The organism is Psychrobacter sp. KFRI-CH2-11 (assembly GCF_038239325.1).
Classification (GTDB): domain Bacteria; phylum Pseudomonadota; class Gammaproteobacteria; order Pseudomonadales; family Moraxellaceae; genus Psychrobacter; species Psychrobacter celer.
Genome location: NZ_CP151283.1, coordinates 353,484 through 374,485 on the forward strand (window position 1 = coordinate 353,484; position 21,002 = coordinate 374,485).

17 protein-coding genes are annotated in these 21,002 nt (G+C 48.9%); 13 read left to right on the forward strand and 4 right to left on the reverse strand.

The annotated features are described in order from the left end of the window. The first annotated feature begins 6 nt into the window (after window positions 1-6). A complete protein-coding gene (locus AADH33_RS01515) occupies window positions 7-1,317 on the forward strand; it encodes an O-acetylhomoserine aminocarboxypropyltransferase/cysteine synthase family protein (RefSeq protein ID WP_348549336.1) in 1,311 nt (436 codons plus the stop codon). Window positions 1,318-1,427: 110 nt separating this feature from the next. Here the strand turns inward: AADH33_RS01515 and AADH33_RS01520 are convergent, their stop codons facing one another. Both AADH33_RS01520 and rsmI read right to left on the reverse strand, forming a co-directional pair. Continuing rightward, window positions 1,428-2,447 carry an adenosine kinase gene (locus AADH33_RS01520; RefSeq protein ID WP_289056995.1) on the reverse strand — a complete coding sequence of 340 codons (1,020 nt, stop codon included), beginning with the start codon at window positions 2,445-2,447 and terminating at the stop codon, window positions 1,428-1,430. 57 nt (window positions 2,448-2,504) lie between these two features. Then, the gene (gene rsmI, locus AADH33_RS01525) at window positions 2,505-3,404 is read right to left on the reverse strand and encodes a 16S rRNA (cytidine(1402)-2'-O)-methyltransferase (protein ID WP_348549337.1); all 900 of its coding nucleotides are present in this window, start codon (window positions 3,402-3,404) and stop codon (window positions 2,505-2,507) included. Between the two features lie 171 nt (window positions 3,405-3,575). On the opposite strand from rsmI, the gene AADH33_RS01530 reads away from it, so the two are divergent. The 8 genes from AADH33_RS01530 (at window position 3,576) to hisC (ending at window position 12,057) form a co-directional block, all read left to right on the forward strand. Continuing rightward, window positions 3,576-4,061: a YraN family protein gene (locus AADH33_RS01530; protein WP_348549338.1), complete on the forward strand. Its 486-nt coding sequence runs from the start codon at window positions 3,576-3,578 to the stop codon at window positions 4,059-4,061. Window positions 4,062-4,282: 221 nt separating this feature from the next. Next, a complete protein-coding gene (locus AADH33_RS01535) occupies window positions 4,283-5,143 on the forward strand; it encodes a BON domain-containing protein (RefSeq protein ID WP_348549339.1) in 861 nt (286 codons plus the stop codon). Between the two features lie 332 nt (window positions 5,144-5,475). Continuing rightward, complete coding sequence (locus tag AADH33_RS01540; RefSeq protein WP_348549340.1) at window positions 5,476-6,489, forward strand: alpha/beta hydrolase; 1,014 nt, start codon at window positions 5,476-5,478, stop codon at window positions 6,487-6,489. Between the two features lie 157 nt (window positions 6,490-6,646). Continuing rightward, complete coding sequence (locus AADH33_RS01545) at window positions 6,647-6,898, forward strand: BolA family protein (protein WP_100749029.1); 252 nt, start codon at window positions 6,647-6,649, stop codon at window positions 6,896-6,898. A gap of 154 nt (window positions 6,899-7,052) precedes the next feature. After that, a complete protein-coding gene (gene murA, locus AADH33_RS01550) occupies window positions 7,053-8,330 on the forward strand; it encodes a UDP-N-acetylglucosamine 1-carboxyvinyltransferase (RefSeq protein ID WP_100749030.1) in 1,278 nt (425 codons plus the stop codon). A gap of 200 nt (window positions 8,331-8,530) precedes the next feature. Continuing rightward, entirely contained in the window at window positions 8,531-9,223 is a 693-nt protein-coding gene (gene hisG, locus AADH33_RS01555) for an ATP phosphoribosyltransferase (RefSeq protein ID WP_075102594.1), read from the forward strand. A gap of 284 nt (window positions 9,224-9,507) precedes the next feature. Beyond that, on the forward strand, window positions 9,508-10,803 hold the full coding sequence (hisD, locus tag AADH33_RS01560) for a histidinol dehydrogenase (protein WP_348549341.1): 1,296 nt from the start codon (window positions 9,508-9,510) through the stop codon (window positions 10,801-10,803). A 111-nt stretch (window positions 10,804-10,914) separates the two neighbouring features. Continuing rightward, on the forward strand, window positions 10,915-12,057 hold the full coding sequence (hisC, locus tag AADH33_RS01565) for a histidinol-phosphate transaminase (protein WP_348549342.1): 1,143 nt from the start codon (window positions 10,915-10,917) through the stop codon (window positions 12,055-12,057). 65 nt (window positions 12,058-12,122) lie between these two features. On the opposite strand, the gene AADH33_RS01570 is transcribed toward hisC, so the two are convergent. Beyond that, window positions 12,123-13,766: an anthranilate synthase component I family protein gene (locus AADH33_RS01570; RefSeq protein ID WP_348549343.1), complete on the reverse strand. Its 1,644-nt coding sequence runs from the start codon at window positions 13,764-13,766 to the stop codon at window positions 12,123-12,125. A gap of 3 nt (window positions 13,767-13,769) precedes the next feature. Then, window positions 13,770-15,005 (reverse strand): beta-ketoacyl synthase N-terminal-like domain-containing protein, encoded by a 1,236-nt coding sequence (locus AADH33_RS01575; RefSeq protein WP_348549344.1) that lies wholly within the window; start codon window positions 15,003-15,005, stop codon window positions 13,770-13,772. Between the two features lie 627 nt (window positions 15,006-15,632). Here AADH33_RS01575 and AADH33_RS01580 point away from each other — a divergent pair. From AADH33_RS01580 to fusA, 4 genes are all read left to right on the forward strand, one after another. After that, window positions 15,633-16,814 (forward strand): EcsC family protein, encoded by a 1,182-nt coding sequence (locus AADH33_RS01580; RefSeq protein ID WP_348549345.1) that lies wholly within the window; start codon window positions 15,633-15,635, stop codon window positions 16,812-16,814. Window positions 16,815-17,283: 469 nt separating this feature from the next. Further along, entirely contained in the window at window positions 17,284-17,658 is a 375-nt protein-coding gene (gene rpsL, locus AADH33_RS01585) for a 30S ribosomal protein S12 (RefSeq protein ID WP_075102600.1), read from the forward strand. Between the two features lie 206 nt (window positions 17,659-17,864). After that, on the forward strand, window positions 17,865-18,338 hold the full coding sequence (rpsG, locus tag AADH33_RS01590) for a 30S ribosomal protein S7 (protein WP_075102601.1): 474 nt from the start codon (window positions 17,865-17,867) through the stop codon (window positions 18,336-18,338). Window positions 18,339-18,739: 401 nt separating this feature from the next. Further along, window positions 18,740-20,866, forward strand: a complete 2,127-nt coding sequence (gene fusA / locus AADH33_RS01595) for an elongation factor G (protein WP_075102602.1) — start codon at window positions 18,740-18,742, stop codon at window positions 20,864-20,866. Window positions 20,867-21,002: the final 136 nt, after the last annotated feature.

The following is a 21,002-nucleotide window of genomic DNA, read 5'->3' on the forward strand; positions in this document are numbered from 1 at the left end:
CACAGTATGAGTGACGGACAACCAGACCAGCAAAGCCAGAGTACACCGCGTCTTGAAACCTTGGCCATCCATGCCGGATACCAAGTTGAGCCAACGACCAAAGCGGTCGCCGTACCCATTTATCACACCAGCTCATACGCGTTTGACAATACCCAGCACGGTGCTGACTTGTTTGATCTCAAGGTCGCAGGCAATATCTATACCCGTATCATGAACCCAACCAATGCGGTACTAGAAGAGCGGGTGGCCGCATTAGAAGGCGGTATCGGGGCGCTGGCGGTGGCGTCAGGCATGGCGGCCATCACGTATGCCATTCAGACGATTTGTGAAGCGGGTGATAATATCGTTGCGGTATCGACGCTATATGGCGGTACTTATAATTTGTTTGCTCATGCGCTACCGCGTCAAGGCATCGAAGTACGCTTTTTTGACCACAAAGAGCCAGAAGCGATTCGCGATCTTATCGATGATAAGACCAAGATGGTGTTTGCTGAAAGTATCGGTAATCCGCTGGGCAATATCGTAGATATCCAAGCGCTAAGTGATATCGCTCACGAGTATGGCGTGCCTGTGGTGATCGATAGTACGGTGGCGACGCCTGCGCTCTGCCGCCCGTTTGAGTTTGGCGCGGATATTGTCATTCATTCATTGACCAAGTACATGAGCGGTACGGGCACCTCGATCGGCGGCGCGATTGTCGATAGTGGGACGTTCCCTTGGGGCGACTATCCTGAGCGTTTCCCGCTGCTCAATACCCCAGATGAGAGCTATCACGGTGTCAATTTTGTCAAAGACGTCGGCGCTGCGGCGTTTATCGCTCGTGCCCGTGTGGCACCGCTACGCAATACTGGGGCGGCAATCAGCCCATTAAATGCTTTTGGTATTTTGCAAGGTATGGAGACGCTCAGCCTACGTATGGAGCGCCATGTACAAAACGCCCAGGCCGTCGCTGAGTATCTGCGCGATCATGACAAAGTTGCTTGGGTTAAGTACGCAGGTCTATCGGACCACCCTGAGCATGAGCTGGCCAAAAAATATATGAAAGGCACGCCTTCTGCTATTTTAACCTTTGGGGTAAAAGGCGGGCTGGAGGCTGGCGCCCGCTTTATCGATGCGCTGCAGATGATCACGCGCTTGGTCAATATCGGTGATGCCAAATCGTTGGCGTGTCACCCAGCGACCACCACCCATCGCCAGCTCAATGAGCAAGAGCTTGCCAACGCTGGGGTCAGTGCTGACATGGTGCGTCTCTCTATCGGTATCGAGCATATCGACGACATAAAAGCCGATCTGGCACAAGCATTGGCTGCGGCTTAATATCGTCATACTGGCCATACCCGTACGCTATTTATACGTCACAAAAAAGCCCATATCGATAAGATATGGGCTTTTATTTGGCATGAAATATCGCTTAGACTACATGCTTATTAAGCGGATAATACGCGCTGCGCAATCTCTTTATAGTCTTGGGAGGCAAGGCGCGGGCCAAATTGCTGAATGACTTGGGCGGCGACAGCGCTTGCCAGACGACCACACTCAGGCAGGCTATAGTGCTGCGATAGCGCATATAAAAAAGCGCCCGCGTAGTTATCACCTGCGCCATTGGTGTCGATGACATTGGCCACCGCTGGCGTGGCGACTTCATAAATCTCCAGCTCTGAGTGGTCATCTGACTTATGAGCGATGATTGCGCCATTCGCGCCATCGGTGACGACTGCGGTCTGGCAATGCTCAAGGAGCGCACGGGCGGCGGCTTTGATTTGTTTTTTGTCAGTAAATAGCTTGGCCTCTTCGCTATTACAGAATATCACTGCAACTTTATTGCCGAGCATATTGAGTAGGCCGTCTTTGGCAAACTTCACCACCGCAGGGTCAGCGAAGCTCACCGCGATTTTGGCGTTATGAATACCTGCTTGCTGGCGCAGCTTGGTCATCGCAGGTTGGATGCTCTCAGTCATCGCCAGATAGCCTTCTAGATACAGCCAGTCGGCTTGCGTCAGCGCGTCAAAATCGACGTTTTCTGCTGTGATGTCGCTTGAGGTTCCAAGATAGGTTTGCATGGTACGCTCGCCATCTTCGGTCACTGCCACCACGCAAGAGCCTGTGACGCCGCCTGTATGTACGGATTTTTTTGAAGTAGCGACGCCTGCAGTGTGCAAGTCTTTTAGATAAAACTCACCTTGAGCATCATCACCGACGCGGCAAGCATAAAACGGCTTGCCACCGAGGCTGGCAAAGGTGTACATGGTATTGGCCGCTGAGCCGCCACCCGCTTGTTTTGAGGGTGCGATTTCTGCCAGTTTGAAATACGCCAGTAGCTGCTGCTGCTCCTCGATAGCTGCCAGTGTCATATTGCCTTTGGTCAGATCCGTCTCTTCTAGGGCAGCATCGGACAGTAGGTACTCGTGGTCCACCAAGGCGTTGCCTATCGCCATTACATCGTACATTTGCTCTCTCCTCACTCAATGATTAATTTGTTGGTATAGTATTTTTATAACCACAAGCTATTTTGCTTGTAGCTCAAGCAGGCGCTGATAGAGCGCGTTTTTTTTCACGCCAGTGATATCAGCGGCCAAGGCGGCGGCTTTTTTGACCGATAAATCCTCCAGTAGGCGTTGTAGTAACGCATCGTGCACACTGATGTCGTCGGCGTCTTGGGCGGTATTGGCACCTGCGACTACCAAGACGATTTCGCCGCGCTGCTGATTGTCATCGGCTTTGACAAACTCAATCAAGTTACCAAGCGTACTTTTGTGCACAGTCTCAAAGGTTTTGGTCAGCTCACGGCAAAACGCCACTTCACGATCAGCGCCAAATATCGCCGCCATGTCCGCTAAGCTTGCCAAAATGCGGTGCGGCGCTTCATAAAATATCAAGGTTTCGGTGCGTGTCGTTAAGGCGGTCAGTTGTTTTTGGCGACCGTGAGTTTTGGCAGGCAAAAACCCAATAAAGCTAAATCGATCTGATGGCAGCCCTGCGACCGATAGCGCGCCAATAGCAGCCGATGCACCCACCACAGGTGATACTCTCACGCCAGCGGCATGTGCCGCTTGTACCAACTGATAGCCTGGGTCACTGACCAGTGGCGTGCCAGCATCACTGATCAAAGCGACGGAATGGCCTTGCTGGATCATCTCGATAATCTTTGGCGTTTGGATAGCGCTGTTGTGCTCATGATAGGCCCATAGCTTATTATGCGCTTTGGGCGCGTCAGCCTCGCTACTGTTGTCTTTGGTATGGATACCAAAGTGCGATAGCAGTTTGCCGGAGGTGCGGGTGTCTTCACAGGCAATGATGGCCACTTGTTTTAAGACATCGATGGCATGCGGCGTCATGTCGCTCAGATTACCAATCGGCGTGGCAACGATATATAAACAAGCTGGCATCGCGGTAGGGATGGACATGAAAACCTCTGTTATAAAAGTCGGGCATACAATATAGCGCCATGCTCTATCTGGGCGTTTGATGTGTGGTCTTTAGCACAACATCGAAATAAAGACCGTAATAGACCCATGAATGCAGGCCGTGGCGACAGATCAAATATATAGACAAGGCGCAAAAGTGGTTAGTTTATCATGTTGTGCTATGATAATTCTGAAATGTTCAGCAGGTATCTTGCTCTTATGACTCATCATAAACCCTTACGCCTTAGCTCGCCCAAGCAGCGTCAAGGCAGCTTGTTTGAGCAGCGCGCTTGTGCGTTTTTGCAGGCGCAAGGCTTGACGCTGATTGCACAAAACTGGCAACAGCCCAAAATCGGCGAGCTTGACTTGGTCATGCTAGAGACGGGCGCGGCATGGTCGACCCTAGTATTTGTCGAAGTGCGTCAACGGCGACAATCAGGGTTTGGCGATGCGCTGCTGAGCGTCACCAAATCCAAGCAAAACAAACTCATCAAGGCGGCGCGCTATTTTTTGCAGCAGCATCCTGAGTATAGAGATTTTGATTGCCGGTTTGATGTCATTGCTTATGATACTGCTGGCAAGCACAAACCCGCAGAAGCCCACATATCTGAGTCGCCGCAGTGGCTGATAGGCGCGTTTATGGCAAATGCGTGGTAATACTTGGTAAGGCGCGCTTGGTGCTGATTCTTGTTGTATTAATGGGCCTGAGCGTGCGCGAGCGATGCGAAGGTGTTTGTCGGTTGAGTTATCGTTACCAAAAGCCTAAGCGTTCACCCAAAAAATTGAGTAAAGTAGCTCAATAAAAAAGCGATGGCATGTCTTGCGTATCAATCATCGCCAATATCTTACTTATTTCATCAGGCTCTAAGAGGTAAATCATGACACGGATGCACTTGCGCACTGCTATTTTTGGCTCATCATACCGCATGACGATAGGCGCAGTGCTGCTGGCAAGCGTCATTAGTACGGGTTGTACCACCAATTATCTGACCAACAGTACTCAAGGGACTTATGGTGTGCCCATGACTGAGCGTACCATTCCGCAGCGTCTGCTGGATCGTAGCATCGAACACACTGCCAAAATCAATGTCTATGGTCTAAAAGAAGACTTGCAGCAGACCAGCCGCATGAGTATCGATAGCTTTAATAGTGAAGTGCTGCTGAGCGGTGAGGTGCCAAGTGCTGCGATCAAGACGGAGATAGAAAACGTCGTCAGCTCCATGCCAGACGTGCGCCGTGTCTATAATGAGCTGACCGTCAGTGCCTCAAAGGGTTATAGCTCGACTGTCCATGATGGTTATATCACCTCAAAAATGCTGGCAAAAGTCGCGACAAGTAACGGCGTCAAAGCATCCCAAATCAAGGTGGTGAGCAACAACGGCGTGGTCTATGTCATGGGGCGTGTGACACCGACGCAGCAAAGCCACTTAATCGATATCGCCAACAACACCGTAGGAGTGACCGAGCTTGTGCTATTGACGACCGTTGTCGATGATAGAGGGGTAAAGATTGGTGAAGACGATATTATGTATGAGGACAATCTGGCCAATCCGGCGTTAGCGCCAGTTGTACAGCGCTCGGCTGCCGCGCGCGTTGCTGATGAGCCGAGCAGTGCAGTCGCGCCCAGCCCAGCCCGCGCCACCACGCCTATAGTGGTGACCGAAGCGGGTACGCCTATCGATTCCTCTGCTAGTGAGGCTTCTGCTAGTGAGAATGTCGATATTTATCAAAATCCGTAAATACCTCGTGCGATCGTGAGCCAGTGCCTCGATTGTATTTGGCGCTGATATAGCCGCCGCTGATGACAAGAAGCCTAAACACGAGTAACAGGAAAAACACGAGAAATCTTTTGGCAGCCAGTAAACTGATTTATCTGTAAATGAGTGGTTAGATGAATGGCTATAAATAATCCGCAGTAAGTGACTGATGATACGTGGCTAGCGATAAACGATTGGTGATAAGTGAATAAGGGCTTATGATCAAAGTCGTGAGCCAATGTTGCCCCAGTCAATGTGTCACACACCCAAGCTGATAAATATGGCTAATAAAGACATAAAAAAGGACACTGGCGATGAAGGATCTCAAAACACGCAAGCGGCATCATGACCATGATGATGGCCACAAGCGCCAGCACAGTCACAAGACAAATGCAAAAAGCGCTGACACTCAAGCAGCAAGTAAGAAGGTGCTAAAAGTGACGGGCGCGGCGCTGTTGGCAATTGGCGGCGCGGTGCTAGCAAGCCAAAGCGCGCAGGCGTTATCACCCTTGACTCTCGTCAATGGAATTACCTCGGGCGGCGGTGTTGGGGTCAGCAAAGACATCTTGTACGGCGATCAGCCCTTACAGGATTTAGATATTTATTACCCCAAGCCATTGGCTCGTGCTATGACGGCACAAAGCGCAATCAGTGATCGTTATCCGATGGTGGTGTTTGTCCATGGCGGCTCATGGGAGAGCGGGAGCAAAGAGCAATACGCCTTTGTCGGCCAGAGTTTGGCGCAGGCAGGCTATGTCACAGCGGTGATCAATTACCGTAAGGCGCCTGAGCATGTCTATCCTGCTTATGTCAAAGACACCGCGCAGGCGATCGCTTGGAGCCTAAACAACGCGGCCAGCTTGCATGCCGACCCTGCTCGTGTGGCGGTGGTTGGGCACTCTGCTGGAGCGTTCAACGCCGTGGCAGCGGTCGCCAACGAGGATTTTTTGGCACCTTATCATATCAAGCCAAGCGATGTAGGGGCAGTCGTCGGAATCGCGGGGCCATACAGTTATGACTTTCGTAAGTTTGATAGCGCATCGGCCTTTGCCGCTTCTGCCACGCCAGATGAGGTGATGCCCGATCGTCATATCAAAGGAAAGCAGCCGCCTTATTTATTATTGACGGCCGAAAAAGACGACATCGTCCACGACAGCAATACCATCAAGATGACGCAAGCACTAAAAGCCGCTGGCGTCTCTGTCAAAAACGGTGAAATAGCAGGTGCCAGCCACGCGACCAGTATTGGCGCGATGGCACCGCCGCTACGCTGGGTCAATGATGTGCGCGCGCAAGTGCTTAGCTACCTAGATGACGCCCTTAAATAACGATAAAGGGTGAAAGGCATTGCGGGCGCGACTGATTGGTCGCAACTGCATCATAAAACATGGTAAAGCAAGACAATACTGTAAGATAGCCAAACTCTTGTTATAATGTCTTCACTTTATATTCATACCCTATTTTATATTTAAGGCAGAGAGATTTATGAGCATGAACGCTGACGACTTGATTGCATTTTTACAGACTCATTTTCCAGACGCTTTTATTCAAGCGGCCAATCAAGGCAACAAGTTTGATGTGCGCGTGGTCGATGCCAGCTTTGAAGGCAAACGCAGCGTTCAGCGTCAGCAAGCGGTATATGCGCTGGTTAATGACAAGATCGCCAGCGGTGATATTCATGCGCTCAATATTCAAGCATTGACGCCTGCTGAGTGGGACGCTCAATCAAAAGGCTAAACGTCACTCTTTATGATGAGACGTTATGCTTAAACCTGTTAATTAGACGCCTCAAGCCTGTTGCTTCATTTATTGTCTAAATCGCAGGTTTTGGTGGTTTGGTTTTTATTTTTTATATTCATCTTTTTATACTCATCGCTAGGTTGCCACTTTTATGGATCAATTTTTAATCACGGGTAGTAGTCGTATTGCAGGGGAAGTTACGATTTCAGGCGCCAAAAATGCCGCGCTGCCGTTACTTGCGGCCATGATATTGGCTGAGACCCCAACGACATTACATAATGTGCCATCGCTACAAGATGTGCGTACCCTGATTGCATTGATCGGTGGTATGGGTATCCACATTCAAAAACAAGGTGATACGGTCACGTGCGATACCAAAACCATCGATAATTTTTATGCGCCCTATGATCTGGTCAAGACCATGCGCGCGTCGATTTTGGTATTGGGGCCGTTGCTGGCACGTTTTGGCGAAGCAGAAGTCTCATTGCCAGGTGGCTGCGCGATTGGCTCGCGTCCTGTCGATCAGCATCTCAAAGCCTTTGAAGCCATGGGCGCTACTATCAGCGTCGAAAACGGCTATGTCAAAGCGCAAGCGCCAAAGGGTGGCAAACTAATCGGCTGTAACTTCTCGTTTGATATGATTACAGTCGGCGGTACTGAAAACGTCATCATGGCCGCCGCGCTGGCTAAAGGTACTACAGTGCTTGGCAACTGCGCGCTGGAGCCAGAAGTGGTGGATTTGGCCAACATGCTGGTCGCGATGGGTGCCAAGATAAGCGGCATCGGTACCTCGACCATGACCATCGAAGGCGTTGAGCGTCTGCATGGTTGTGAGTATTCAGTAGTGGCGGATCGTATCGAGACAGGCTCTTATCTGGCAGGCGCGCTGATGACTCGCGGTGATGTATTGGCCAAAAACACCTCTGCGCTGTTATTGACCCCTGTGTTAGAGAAGTTTGAGGATATGGGCGCGGTGATTACCACAGGTGATGACTGGATTCGCGCGCAAATGACGGGTCGACCAAGACCTGTCAATATCCGTACTCAGCCGCATCCTGGTTTTCCAACAGATATGCAGGCGCAGCTCATGGCGATTAGCTGTCTGGCCGATGGCACCAGTACCTTTATCGAAAATATCTTCGAAAACCGCTATATGCACGTGCCAGAGCTCAATCGTTTGGGCGCATCCATTCAGGTGGACGGTCATGCTGCCGTAGTTACGGGCGTCGAAAACTTTACCGCCGCGCCTGTGATGGCGACCGATTTACGCGCATCGATGTCCTTGGTGATGGCCGCGGCGACCGCTGAAGGTGAGAGCTTGATCGATCGTATTTATCATATCGATCGCGGCTATGAAAACGTAGAAAGCAAACTGCGTGCGCTCGGCGTCAATATCGAACGTATCAATAGCAACAATAGCAACGACTAGGCGGCAGTTTTTTGCTGATTTTTGTCAGCAACTACATAAAACCATGCCTTAAGTCAGTCAGACACTGAACGACTCAGTAAACCCTTATGCGTCATGTCCTTTAAGAGTTTGGCGCATGAAGGTTTATTCTAATCGCTTAGCAATGATAAATTCACGCCCCGCTATCGGGGATGCCAACTGTACATGGACACGATGTCATTATGACCGAAGCAAGCACCCGCCAATCAAATGATGGTTTATTAAACCAAGTCAATGAGGAATTTTCAGGCTTAACGCTGGCCTTGTCTAAAGGCCGTATTTTAGAAGAAACCATGCCTTTGCTGCGTGCAGCGGGCGTTGAGTTGTTAGAAGACCCTGAAGCCTCGCGTAAGCTTATTTTTCCGACCTCAAACCCCAATGTACGCGTCTTAATCTTGCGTGCCAGTGATGTACCGACCTACGTCGAGCATGGCGCTGCGGACTTTGGTGTGGCGGGTAAAGATGTACTGCTTGAGCACGGGGCCAACCATGTGTATGAGCTGCTGGATTTGCAGATTGCCCAGTGCAAATTGATGACCGCAGGCGTAAAAGACGCGCCATTGCCCAATCGTCGTCTGCGCATCGCCACCAAGTACGTCAATGTGGCTCGGGCTTATTTTGCCAGCCAAGGTCAGCAGGTCGATGTGATCAAACTATACGGCTCGATGGAGCTGGCACCGCTGGTTGGACTCGGAGACCTCATCGTTGATGTGGTTGATACAGGGAACACCTTGCGTGCCAACGGCCTTGAAGCTCGTGACCATATCTGCGATGTATCGTCGCGCCTTATTGTCAATCAAGTCAGTTACAAGCGTAAGTTTGCCTTGCTTGAGCCAATTTTGGACAGCTTTAAAGACAGCATTGCGAGTGCTTAACAGCCCAGTGTTTGATGCCTTAGTGTGTCATTTATCCATACTTGCAAAGACAATGTGCTTCATTGGTAATATTAAGTACAGTGATGCAAATTTTTAAACCAGTTTGGCGCTCTATGATAGGCATAGCGTGCTAAACTGGTTTTGTTGTATGGGTTTGTCAAAATATAAAAGCCCAGTATAATCTAAACCAGACCCTAGCCACAGATACGTATCACAGTATCAGACTCGCTTGTTTTTACTCGTTAATGTTCCGTAGTATACATGCTCAGATATAGGATTAGCTCATGCGCCAGTTAAGTACCCAAGATGCCGATTTTGATAGCCAGTTGACCGAGCTGCTTGCTTTTGAGACAGTCAATGACGCCGATTTGTTAACGACCGTTGATGATATCATCGCGCAAGTGCGTCATCAGGGTGATAGCGTGGTACTGGCATTGACTCAGCAGTTTGACCAGCATCCAGCGACTACCATGCAAGAGCTAGAGCTATCTAAGGAGGCACTTGCTGAGGCCTTTGAGCAATTAGACGATACGGTAAAAACCGCGCTAAGCACGGCTGCTGCGCGCGTACAGAGCTTCCATGAGCGCCAAGTCCAAGACAGCTGGCAGTATGAAGATGCGCTGGGTAACCGTTTGGGGCAAAAAATCACCCCGCTGGATCGCGTCGGCATCTATGTGCCAGGTGGTCTGGCCTCGTATCCCTCATCGGTTCTGATGAATGCCATCCCAGCCAAAGTCGCTGGCGTGAGTGATGTCATCATGGTCGTGCCAGCGCCTAATGGGGTGCTCAATCCACTGGTGCTGGCCGCGGCACACTTGTCACAAGTAGACCGAGTCTTTACCATCGGCGGCGCCCAAGCGGTTGCTGCGTTGGCATATGGTACCGAGACGATACCAGCCGTGGACAAAATCACCGGCCCTGGTAATAAATACGTCGCTGCGGCCAAGCGTGCGGTATTTGGTCAAGTGGGCATCGATATGATTGCTGGCCCCTCTGAGGTGCTGGTGTACGCAGAAGGGCAGGCGCAAGATCGCGCAGACTGGTTGGCGATGGATTTGTTGTCACAAGCAGAGCATGATCGTATCGCCCAAGCCATCTTTGTGACGACCAGTCGCGAGCAGCTCGACGCGGTGGCGGCTGAAATCGAAAAAGCCTTAAGCGAGCTACCAAAAGCGGATATCGCGCGCGACTCATTACAAAACCGCGGCGCGCTGATTTTGGTCAAAGACCGTGCGGAGGGCATGGCAGTGATCAACCGCGTGGCGCCTGAGCATTTAGAGCTGTCGGTCGATGAGCCTGATGCCTTGCTCGCTGATATTCGTCATGCTGGGGCGATTTTTATGGGACGTCACACCCCTGAGGCCATCGGTGATTACTGTGCAGGCCCCAACCATGTGCTGCCGACATCGGGGACAGCGCGTTTTTCTTCACCGCTTGGTGTTTATGATTTTCAAAAAAAATCCTCTATCATTTATTGTAGCGAAGCGGGCAGTAAGCCCTTGGCCGAAACGGCAGCTATTTTAGCGCAGCGTGAGGACTTAGAAGCCCACGCGCGCTCAGCTCGTTATCGTTATCAATAATCGGCGTGTCAATGAGTGGCGTATGTTTTTACGCCAACGAGCAAGCGTTAGTTTTTTAAATATTAGGTCTGTAAACTTTGATAGTCTTTGTGGCTAATAGTAGGATAACTTATGAATGAGTTAAAGATAGATACCAGACTTTGGTCATCCAAAGCACGTAACTTGTCACCTTATGTACCAGGTGAGCAGCCGCAACACGACAATTTATGTAAATTAAACACCAACGAAAACCCGTTTCCACCCTCACCTAAAGTCGGTGAGGCCATCGCTCAGGTCTTAGCGCAGCAGGCGGATGATTTGCGCTTATATCCAGCACCTGAGTCTGATGAGCTGCGCGCCGCTTTGGCTCAGCTATATGACCTTGATATTAATCAAGTGTTTGTCGGCAATGGTTCAGATGAAGTGCTGGCGCTGGTATTTGCCAGTTTTTTCTTAAAAGAGCGCCCTGTGCTCTCGCCTGACATTGGCTATAGTTTTTATCCTGTGTATGCCCATACTTTTGGTATAGAGCTGGTGCAAATTGCGCTAGAAGACGACTTTAGTATCGATCCGGATGCTTATCGTCAGCCTTGTAGTGGCATCATTATCGCCAACCCCAATGCGCCGACAGGACTGCTGTTATCGCTTGCGGATATTCGTAAGCTGGCAAGTGAGCACTCAAACTCGGTGATTGTGATTGATGAGGCATATATCGACTTTGCGCAAGTAGAAGAGGGCAGTTTGGAGACAGAGGTTTCAGCTGTGAGTCTTATCAACGAGTGCGATAATGTTTTGGTCACCCAAACGTTTTCCAAATCGCGTTCACTGGCAGGTTTGCGCGTTGGGATGGCCTTTGGTAATGCCTCATTAATCGAAGCCTTAACACGCATGAAAAACAGCTTTAACAGCTATCCGCTCGATAAATTGGCACAAGCTGGGGCGACGGCGAGTGTGTTAGATGTAGAGTATTTTGAGCAAACGCGTCAGCAAGTGATCGATTTACGTGAGTCACTGACAGCGAGCCTACAGTCATTGGGCTATCAAGTGCTGCCTTCGCATACCAACTTTGTGTTTGCACGTCCTAAAGAGGGCAATGCCAGCGAGGTCGCCGCTGCCCTACGTGAGCAAGGCATCATCGTGCGTCACTTTGACAAGCCGCGTATCAGTGAGTATCTGCGTATCACGGTCGGTACCGCCGAGCAGCACCAAAGATTGATAGCGGCGCTGACGGTATTGCATGCAGATAGCAACACGATAGATAGCGCTGCTGAGTAGGTAGCGTCAACTCATGTCAGTATCATAACGCCTGTCAGTATCATACTGCGCAGGCTTTTTTTATGTCAGGGTTTTTGCGCCAGCACGTCCAATAGATTGCCCACTTTATCCAGACACTCTTGGTATTCAGCATCGCAGTCAGAGGCCACCGTGATACCGCCGCCCGCCCATAAATTGACCTGCGTGTCTTGCTGCGGCGCATGGCGCGCTTGTAACGTGCGTATCAGTACATTCCACTGTCCACTACCATCAAAATTCATATAGCCCATGGTACCGCAGTATGCGCCGCGCGGTGCTTGCTCCAACTCAGAGATGATTTCGACAGCGCGTTTTTTGGGCGTGCCGGTGATAGAGCCTGCGGGTAAGCTGCCAAACAACACCGTAAGCGGATGGGCGTCGTCTTTTAGCTCGGCGCGAATGGTGCTGACCATATGATGGACATTGCTAAAGCTCTCGATAGCAAACAGCTTGGGTACTTTGACGCTACCGATTTTGGCATACTTGCCCAAGTCGTTACGCAATAAGTCGACGATCATGACGTTTTCGGCGCGATCCTTTTCACTATCGATCAGCTGCTGCTTATAGGCATTATCTTGTGTGGGGTTGGTGCTGCGTGGCATGGTGCCTTTGATGGGTTTGGTGATGATATGATGTGTGCCGCTATTAGGTTCTTTGGTAAAGGTAAAAAATAGCTCAGGCGAGCAGCTTAATAGCTCAAATTGAGCGTTAACGCGATGAGAGTCACGAGCATCGAGGCTATTGTCGCTAGTATCAAACCTATCGTCATCAAGCGGCTGGGTTTGTAAGTACCCAGCAAAGGGCGCTTGGGTGTTTTGATGGAGCGCTGGCAAATAATCGATCAGACTTGTGGCCTGAGTGGATGTACTCTCGCTCGCCAGCTGTCCTGTCCATTCTTGGGTTAGGTTGATCTGATAGCAGTCGCCTTGCTCTAGGTAGTATTGGGTTTTATCAAAAGCGGCTTGATAGTCATGTTGGTGCCAGCGCGGCTGTAGGGATAATGGCGCAGGCGTTTTTGCAACGCTAGTAGTTGCTTTAGATAGCTGTTGTTCTAGTGAGTCTAAGCAGGATATCAGCGAGTCAAGCGTTGGGTCCGTCTCATCTGCTACTGTATATAGCCCTACGGTACGCAGCACCCAGCCATGACCGCTATCGCAGGGCGTCAGATATATGTCGTAATGCCCCAATACCGCACAGGGCTGCGCTGCCAGCTCGATAGCGTCCGCTGGGCTCAGCTCGTGAGCTGCGATGTCATAGCCGATAAACCCTATCAGCCCGTGGTGATAGTGCGGTGGCGCGCTAGGATCTGATTGGCTATTTGTGTCGGTCTGATGGGTTTGACCATAGGCAATGAGCACTTCTTGCCAAGCTTCATAGCTCATGGTGCGGTAAGTGGCCGCGTGCTTGTCTCCACGGCGGCGGCCAACGATGGTATAAGCGGCAGGCTGTCTGGGTTCGGGCGTGGTCGCATAGACAGACCAAGCCATTTTGGGCAGCAAGCCAATCACTGGTCGTCCAGCATTGTTTAGCCAAACCAGTTGCCAGTTGGCCTGAGCATCTTGCTTGAGTAAGTGGCGCTGCAGCTTTGGCAACAGCTCAGCTGCACCCAGCGCACCAAAACGCCAGCTAGGGTGAGTAGCTGGCGATGGGGTAGGGTGTTTGTGACTGGTAGAATGAGTGTTTACAGACATTATTTAGGCGTCAAACTTTTTGATGATTAGTGTGGCATTGGTACCGCCAAAGCCAAAGCTGTTGCTCATGATGGTCTCAAGTGATGCGTCACGCTTGTCAGTGACGATATCAAAGCCTTTAGCAGCAGGGTCTAGCTCTTTGACATTAATGCTTGGGGCGATAAAGCCTTCTTGTAGCATGAGCAGGCAATAAATCAGCTCTTGCGCGCCGACAGCGCCGAGACTATGACCAGTCATCGACTTGGTAGAGCTGATCGCAGGTACTTTGCTGATATCACCATCAAACACCTGCGCGATGGCTTTGAGCTCGGTGATATCGCCCAGTGGCGTACTGGTGCCGTGGGTGTTGATATAGTCGACGCTCTCTAGCCCTGCGTCTGCCAAGGCTTGTTGCATACAGCGTACTGCACCTTCGCCGCTAGGGGCCACCATCTCCGCGCCGTCAGAGCTGGCACCATAGCCGACGATTTCTGCTAAGATATTGGCGCCACGTGCCTCGGCATGTTCGAGGCTTTCGACCACCACCATCGCGCCACCTGCCGCGATGACAAAACCGTCACGGTCTTTGTCATAAGCTCTAGAGGCAAGGGTTGGTGTGTCATTATATTGAGTACTGACCGCGCCCATGGCATCAAACATACAAGACTGGGTCCAGTGCTCAGCCTCACTACCACCAGCGAGTACCACATCGGCTTTGCCAAGTTGAATCAGCTCGGCGGCATGGCCGATACAATGTGTCGAGGTGGCACAAGCTGAGCTAAGAGAGTAAGACACCCCTTGGATTTTTAGTCCTGTGGCCAGTGCGGCTGATACCGAGCTGCCCATGGTTTTTGGTACTGCCATTGCGCCGACGCCGCGCAGACCTTTGGCGCGCATCGCATCGATGGCACTGACGATGTTTTCTGTCGATGCACCGCCCGAGCTTGCCACCACCCCAACTCGCGGGTTGTTGTTGATGGTCTCAAGTGACAAGCCTGCATGCTCGATGGCGCTCAACGCACTGACATAAGCATAAAGGCTGGCGTCACTAAAAAAACGTTTTAGTTTACGGTCGATGCCACTGGTATCTAGCGTCGACTGATCAATACTGCCGCTGACCTGAGATTTAAAGTCATGCTCAGCATAAGACTCGTTAAAGGTAATACCTGACTGTCCTTGTTTGAGTGCAGCAGTGACAGTGGCCAAATCATGTCCGATACAAGAGACAATCCCTGCTCCAGTGATAACAACGCGGCGCATATTCTATTCCTTCTGAGTAATAATTTTTAGTAATTGCTGTCCCTATATTTTACTTATAGGTCGTCTAGAGCGGGTTTTTATTAAACCTCATCTTTGAGATGAGCAGGCTCTAGATAATGGTGCTGATAATAATAGTAAGTAAGTGATACGATAAGCTTGAGAGTATAGCACTTGAGGCCAGCGCATATGATACCGTATCAGTGCCCCAAAATCTTTGTACAAGTGCAAAATAACCACAAAACTGCCCCAAGCACCAAATAGCGCTACAGCTATAACCAAGAGCGGCCAACAGCACATGCTTATCTGTCAGTATAAAGAATAAAAAAAGCCATAAACACGTTATGCTTTATACTTTTAGATACAAAACTGGTGACGGCAATAACATTGTTGGCACTGACAGGCAGACAGACAATTGACTAAGATGACACATCTTCAAATACTATTTATCATGTATGACGAGTTATCATGTATCACAAGCTTGGCGCATGACAAATGGTAATGACAAAACGGCTAGCAATAACAAAACTAAAAAACACCAAACTCAGCATAAAGCTGATAGGCGTTGATTGTTAAACAAATTGATTGTTAAATAATACAATAACCATTCATCATATTAAGGACAACCAGATGGCAAAGCGTAGCACTCTCTCGAAGGGCGTCAGCAGTATCGGCGCATTTACCCGCAATAATTTAGAGCGTATGGGCGCTGTGATTGATGGCATGAATGCCAAAACCAGCAAGCCGCGTCAATACAAAGCCGTAAATTTAGGGGACGACGACTATCAGCAAGACCTGTTTCGTGAGCAGACGTTAAAGGCCACTCAGCAGCTGCTTGGTCCACGTTTTGCTACTTATGGCAAATACGCCAAAAAAGTGGTGCCCAATAGCTTGTTTCAATCGACCCTTGATGGCGCATTTGCTCAAGTGGCCAAGCTCGCCTTTAACTGGAGTCAGATTGATTTGCCTCATGAGCATCGCTTTGCCAATATCGAGAGTTTAGATGACGAGCAGCGTTATGCCTTAGCGACAGATATCGCCAATCAAAACCGCGCACTTGCGACCATGGGCGGTCTGACAGGCTTAGCAGGATTGCCAGGACTGCTCGCCGACACTTTATGGTTGCTTTTGGTTTCTCTACGTACCGTTTATCAGCTGGCGGCTGTATACAACAAACCGCTGACCGGCACGCAAGGCATCAAGATGGCTTATGAGCTGCTTGCCAATGCCGACTTGAGTAAAATGCAAGAAAAACAAGCGCTGCTGGCGGGCATAGGCATTGGTAAAGGGCTGCTAGACAATGCACAAAACAACGGCTTGCATAATGAGCTAAAAAACCTCGGCTTAAAAAATAAAAACGTCAATTTTTATGCCGAGCAAGTAGACCGCGTCGCCAGTCAAGTAGGTATTGATTTAGACCAGATTAATCTGTCATGGGTGCGTCGCTTACTACCCGCCACCGCTGTCGTTATCGGTATGCGTTACAACAGCCAGCTGATCGATGAGGTCATCGGTGTGGCGCAAGCAACCTTTGCCCCAGAAGCCAAATTGGCAAACCGCGCTATCACCGATGACAGCAGTAGCGAAGTTGAGATCGATAAAGCCGGCGATAATGCGCAAAAAACAGATGAGCAGGCTGAGCAAACAGACGCAAAAAATAAAGACACAGCACAAGAGTCAGCGAAGAAGGACGCTGAAAATAAAGATACTGAAAGCAAAGAGCATAAAGACACAGCAGATAAAAACGCAAAAAATAGCGACAAGGCAAAGGCTGATAAAAAGTCTGCAGAGCAATCGTCCGCTGACAAGTAAGCGCAGCAGCGATAATTAGAGGACGCATTAGAAAGGTGACAGGTTAGCCTTGGGGTCTAGATGGGTCTAAGCGAAGTCTAAGCCTAGCGCAGACGGCTTCGCACGCACTTGAAAAACGCGCCGATGTCGCCATTTATTTCATACCAAGTTTTGTTTGCTTGCTTTGTTTATTTTTGCTTATTTACTGGTGTGCATACAACTATTTTATGATAGGCGTATAGCCAACACTTTGGCGGTTTTCACTGCATGATAGTTAGCGAAAAATAGATAAAGTGTTATAGTAAGCAGCTGCATGCATATCTACCACAGGTTGTAAAGTGCAACCATTCATAAGTGGTTGAAATAGCAGCAACAACTCTTTATAATACACTGTCCTAAAAATGGGTGCGTCAAAATCTGGCATTTATGTCAGATAGTTGGCGTGTTTCCCCATTTTTTTGTTTTATACCAAACGGGAGAAGGATGCCTTATGGCAACAACTAACCAATTGATTCGTAAAGGCCGCAAGTCCATCAAGGAAAAGTCAAAAGTTCCTGCGTTGGAAGCGTGCCCACAGCGCCGCGGTGTATGTACTCGCGTATATACTACCACGCCAAAAAAACCAAACTCTGCCATGCGTAAAGTATGTCGTGTACGTTTGACTTCAGGCTATGAAGTATCAAGCTACATCGGCGGTGAAGGCCATAACCTACAAGAGCACAGTGTTGTTCTTATCCGTGGTGGTCGTGTTAAAGATCTACCAGGTGTACGTTATCACACCGTTCGCGGTGCACTTGACTGCGCAGGCGTTAAAGACCGTAAGCAAGGTCGCTCTAAATACGGTGCTAAGAAGCCTAAAGTTTAATAACTAAACGTTATTTGCTTAGCTTTTAGTACTACCCAATAACTGTGCATGGGTTCGGTGTCGACGGTAGTTAGATTGATAAGATGTAACTTACCCTTAAACATACCACCATGCAGTAAGGCTAACTGACAACTCATCACTATGCTCTATGATGACAAGTATGATGTTGTGAATGTTGGACACTCCTGAAGACAAGGAAATTTATTATGCCAAGACGTCGCGTCGTTGCTGCCCGTGAGATCCTACCGGATCCTAAGTTTGGTAGCCAAACTGTTGCAAAATTCATCAACCATGTAATGAGTCATGGTAAAAAATCTACTGCTGAGCGTATCGTTTATGGTGCACTTGAGACAGTTAGTGCAAAACGTAATATCGAAGATCCAGTAGCTTTCTTTGAAGAAGTCTTAGAAAACGTACGCCCAATGGTCGAAGTAAAAGCTCGCCGTGTGGGTGGTGCTACCTATCAAGTACCAATGGAAGTACGCCCCTCCCGTCGTACTGCCTTGGCAATGCGTTGGTTAGCCGAAGCTGCTGCTAAGCGTTCTGAAAAATCAATGTCTCTACGTTTGGCAGGCGAGTTAAACGACGCTGCTGACGGTAAAGGCAATGCCATGAAAAAGCGTGACGAAGTTCACCGTATGGCAGATGCCAACAAAGCATTCTCTCATTACCGCTTCTAAGCTACTAAAGATGAGGCTACTAATCATTAGTGGCTTTTGATAAGCGTGATGAATTGATGGCTGATGCCAATTGATTCTGTATTTTTCCGTTCTATGGATTGCCGCCATCATTGCTGCAGCTAAAAAAACTGAAGGTTTAATGGTTTTTAGCTGCGATGGCGGACATCTCTCAAGATGTTTTTTGCACAGTAACTTTGCACAGTAACACTGTTGTTAAAAAGTTTGCTTAACAGGAAATGTCCCAAATTTTATGCTGCAATATTCTTAGTATTTGCTCTTTTGTTGTCCGTATTAGGCCCAATAATCAGTAAGTAATATCACGAAGCTCACCGCTTTGTCATAGAGTATTAGGCAGAGACACAACACATTATTATATACACGAATTTCCCTAGGAAAACACTATGGCTCGTAAAACTCCCCTAAAGCGCTATCGCAATATCGGTATTTCAGCGCACATTGATGCTGGTAAGACGACTACTACTGAGCGTGTTTTATTCTATACTGGTGTAAACCATAAGCTAGGCGAGAGCCATGACGGCGCTGCCACTATGGACTGGATGGAGCAAGAACAAGAGCGCGGTATTACTATTACCTCGGCTGCAACGACTTGCTTCTGGAAAGGCATGGCGAACCAGTTTGACGAACACCGTATCAACATCATTGACACCCCAGGCCACGTTGACTTCACTATCGAAGTTGAGCGTTCTATGCGTGTTCTTGATGGCGCTTGCATGGTTTACTGTGCAGTAGGCGGCGTTCAGCCACAGTCTGAAACCGTATGGCGTCAGGCAAACAAATACAAAGTGCCACGTTTGGCATTTGTAAACAAAATGGACCGCGTTGGTGCTGATTTTTATCGCGTCATCGATCAAATCAAAACGCGTCTAGGCGGCAAGCCAGTACCATTGGTTATCCCAATTGGTAAAGAAGACGACTTTGAAGGCGTTGTGGATCTTGTATCTATGAAAGCCATCTATTGGGACGAAGCGTCTCAAGGCATGAAGTATGAAGAGCGTGAGATTCCAGCTGAGCTACAAGACAAAGCAGAAGAATACCGTGAGTATCTCGTAGAAAACGCTGCTGAAGCTTCAGAAGAGTTGATGAATGAATATCTTGAAAATGGTGAATTGACTGAAGAGCAAATCCACAGCGCACTTCGTCAGTTGACTATCGACAACGAAATCATTCCACTTCTTTGTGGTACTGCCTTTAAAAACAAAGGTGTACAAAAGATGCTAGATGCGGTTATTCAGTATCTACCTGCACCAATCGACGTACCTGCTATTAAAGGTATCCTCGATGACAAAGACGAAACTGAAGGCAGCCGTGAAGCGTCAGACGAAGCACCTTTCTCTGCTTTAGCATTTAAGATCATGAACGATAAGTTCGTTGGTAACCTAACTTTCGTTCGTGTTTACTCAGGTGTGATTAAGCAAGGCGCTAGCGTTTATAACCCAGTAAAAATGAAGCGTGAGCGTGTTGGCCGTATCGTACAGATGATGGCAGACTCTCAAGAAGAGCTAGAAGAAATCCGTACTGGTGATATCGCTGCATTGGTAGGTATGAAAGACGTAACCACGGGTGACACGTTATGTGACGAGCAAAACGTTATCACGCTTGAGCGTATGGAATTCCCAGATCCAGTTATCTCTCTAGCAGTTGAGCCAAAGACCAAAGCTGACCAAGAAAAAATGTCAATTGCTCTAGGTCGTTTGGCCAAAGAAGATCCATCATTCCGCGTTCGCACAGACGAAGAGTCTGGTCAGACCATCATCAGTGGTATGGGTGAGCTGCATCTTGAAATCTTGGTTGACCGTATGAAGCGTGAGTTTAACGTAGAAGCAAACATCGGTGCGCCGCAGGTTGCTTATCGTGAGACCATTCGTAACTCAGTTGAACAAGAAGGCAAGTTTGTACGTCAGACTGGTGGTCGTGGTAAATTCGGTCACGTTTGGCTACGTCTTGAGCCGCTTGATCCAGCGGGCGAAGTATTATATGAGTTCTCTGAAGAAGTTGTCGGCGGTGTGGTACCAAAAGAGTATCATGGTGCAGTCGATAAAGGTATTCAAGAGCGCATGAAAAACGGCGTACTTGCAGGCTACCCAGTGGTCGGCGTAAAAGCGACCTTGTACGATGGTTCTTACCATGACGTTGACTCGGATGAGCTATCATTTAAAATGGCTGGTTCAATCGCGTTCCGCAAAGGCTTCATGGCAGCAAACCCAACGCTACTAGAGCCTGTGATGAAAGTAGAAGTTGAAACGCCAGAAGACTATATGGGCGATATCATGGGCGATCTAAACCGCCGCCGTGGTATGGTTCAGGGCATGGAAGACTTGCCTGGTGGTACCAAGCAAATTCGTGCTGAAGTACCATTAGCGGAAATGTTTGGTTATGCCACACAAATGCGCTCAATGTCACAGGGCCGTGCAACTTACTCAATGGAATTCCAGAAGTATGCTGAGATTCCAAAATCAGTTGCAGAATCTATCATCTCTAAGTACAACTCTAAAGATGATGACGAGTAAATAACGCTCAATAAAATGACAATATAAAGCATATCTTTATATTGTCAGAGAAGAATCCGCCAATAACTTGTTAAAAGACTTGTTATTGGCCGTGATTTTCTTATAATATCTGCACATTAGTATGTGCAACCTTTTA

Excerpts from the sequence above, each read along its gene's own strand:
- rpsL (WP_075102600.1), top strand. The coding sequence starts at position 17,284 with ATGGCAACAACTAACCAATTGATTCGTAAAGGCCGCAAGTCCATCAAG.
- hisG (WP_075102594.1), top strand. The coding sequence starts at position 8,531 with ATGACCGAAGCAAGCACCCGCCAATCAAATGATGGTTTATTAAACCAA.
- hisC (WP_348549342.1), top strand. The coding sequence starts at position 10,915 with ATGAATGAGTTAAAGATAGATACCAGACTTTGGTCATCCAAAGCACGT.
- AADH33_RS01530 (WP_348549338.1), top strand. The coding sequence starts at position 3,576 with ATGTTGTGCTATGATAATTCTGAAATGTTCAGCAGGTATCTTGCTCTT.
- rpsG (WP_075102601.1), top strand. The coding sequence starts at position 17,865 with ATGCCAAGACGTCGCGTCGTTGCTGCCCGTGAGATCCTACCGGATCCT.
- fusA (WP_075102602.1), top strand. The coding sequence starts at position 18,740 with ATGGCTCGTAAAACTCCCCTAAAGCGCTATCGCAATATCGGTATTTCA.
- hisD (WP_348549341.1), top strand. The coding sequence starts at position 9,508 with ATGCGCCAGTTAAGTACCCAAGATGCCGATTTTGATAGCCAGTTGACC.
- rsmI (WP_348549337.1), bottom strand. The coding sequence starts at position 3,404 with ATGTCCATCCCTACCGCGATGCCAGCTTGTTTATATATCGTTGCCACG.
- murA (WP_100749030.1), top strand. The coding sequence starts at position 7,053 with ATGGATCAATTTTTAATCACGGGTAGTAGTCGTATTGCAGGGGAAGTT.
- AADH33_RS01580 (WP_348549345.1), top strand. The coding sequence starts at position 15,633 with ATGGCAAAGCGTAGCACTCTCTCGAAGGGCGTCAGCAGTATCGGCGCA.
- AADH33_RS01520 (WP_289056995.1), bottom strand. The coding sequence starts at position 2,447 with ATGTACGATGTAATGGCGATAGGCAACGCCTTGGTGGACCACGAGTAC.
- AADH33_RS01535 (WP_348549339.1), top strand. The coding sequence starts at position 4,283 with ATGACACGGATGCACTTGCGCACTGCTATTTTTGGCTCATCATACCGC.
- AADH33_RS01575 (WP_348549344.1), bottom strand. The coding sequence starts at position 15,005 with ATGCGCCGCGTTGTTATCACTGGAGCAGGGATTGTCTCTTGTATCGGA.
- AADH33_RS01515 (WP_348549336.1), top strand. The coding sequence starts at position 7 with ATGAGTGACGGACAACCAGACCAGCAAAGCCAGAGTACACCGCGTCTT.
- AADH33_RS01545 (WP_100749029.1), top strand. The coding sequence starts at position 6,647 with ATGAGCATGAACGCTGACGACTTGATTGCATTTTTACAGACTCATTTT.
- AADH33_RS01540 (WP_348549340.1), top strand. The coding sequence starts at position 5,476 with ATGAAGGATCTCAAAACACGCAAGCGGCATCATGACCATGATGATGGC.
- AADH33_RS01570 (WP_348549343.1), bottom strand. The coding sequence starts at position 13,766 with ATGTCTGTAAACACTCATTCTACCAGTCACAAACACCCTACCCCATCG.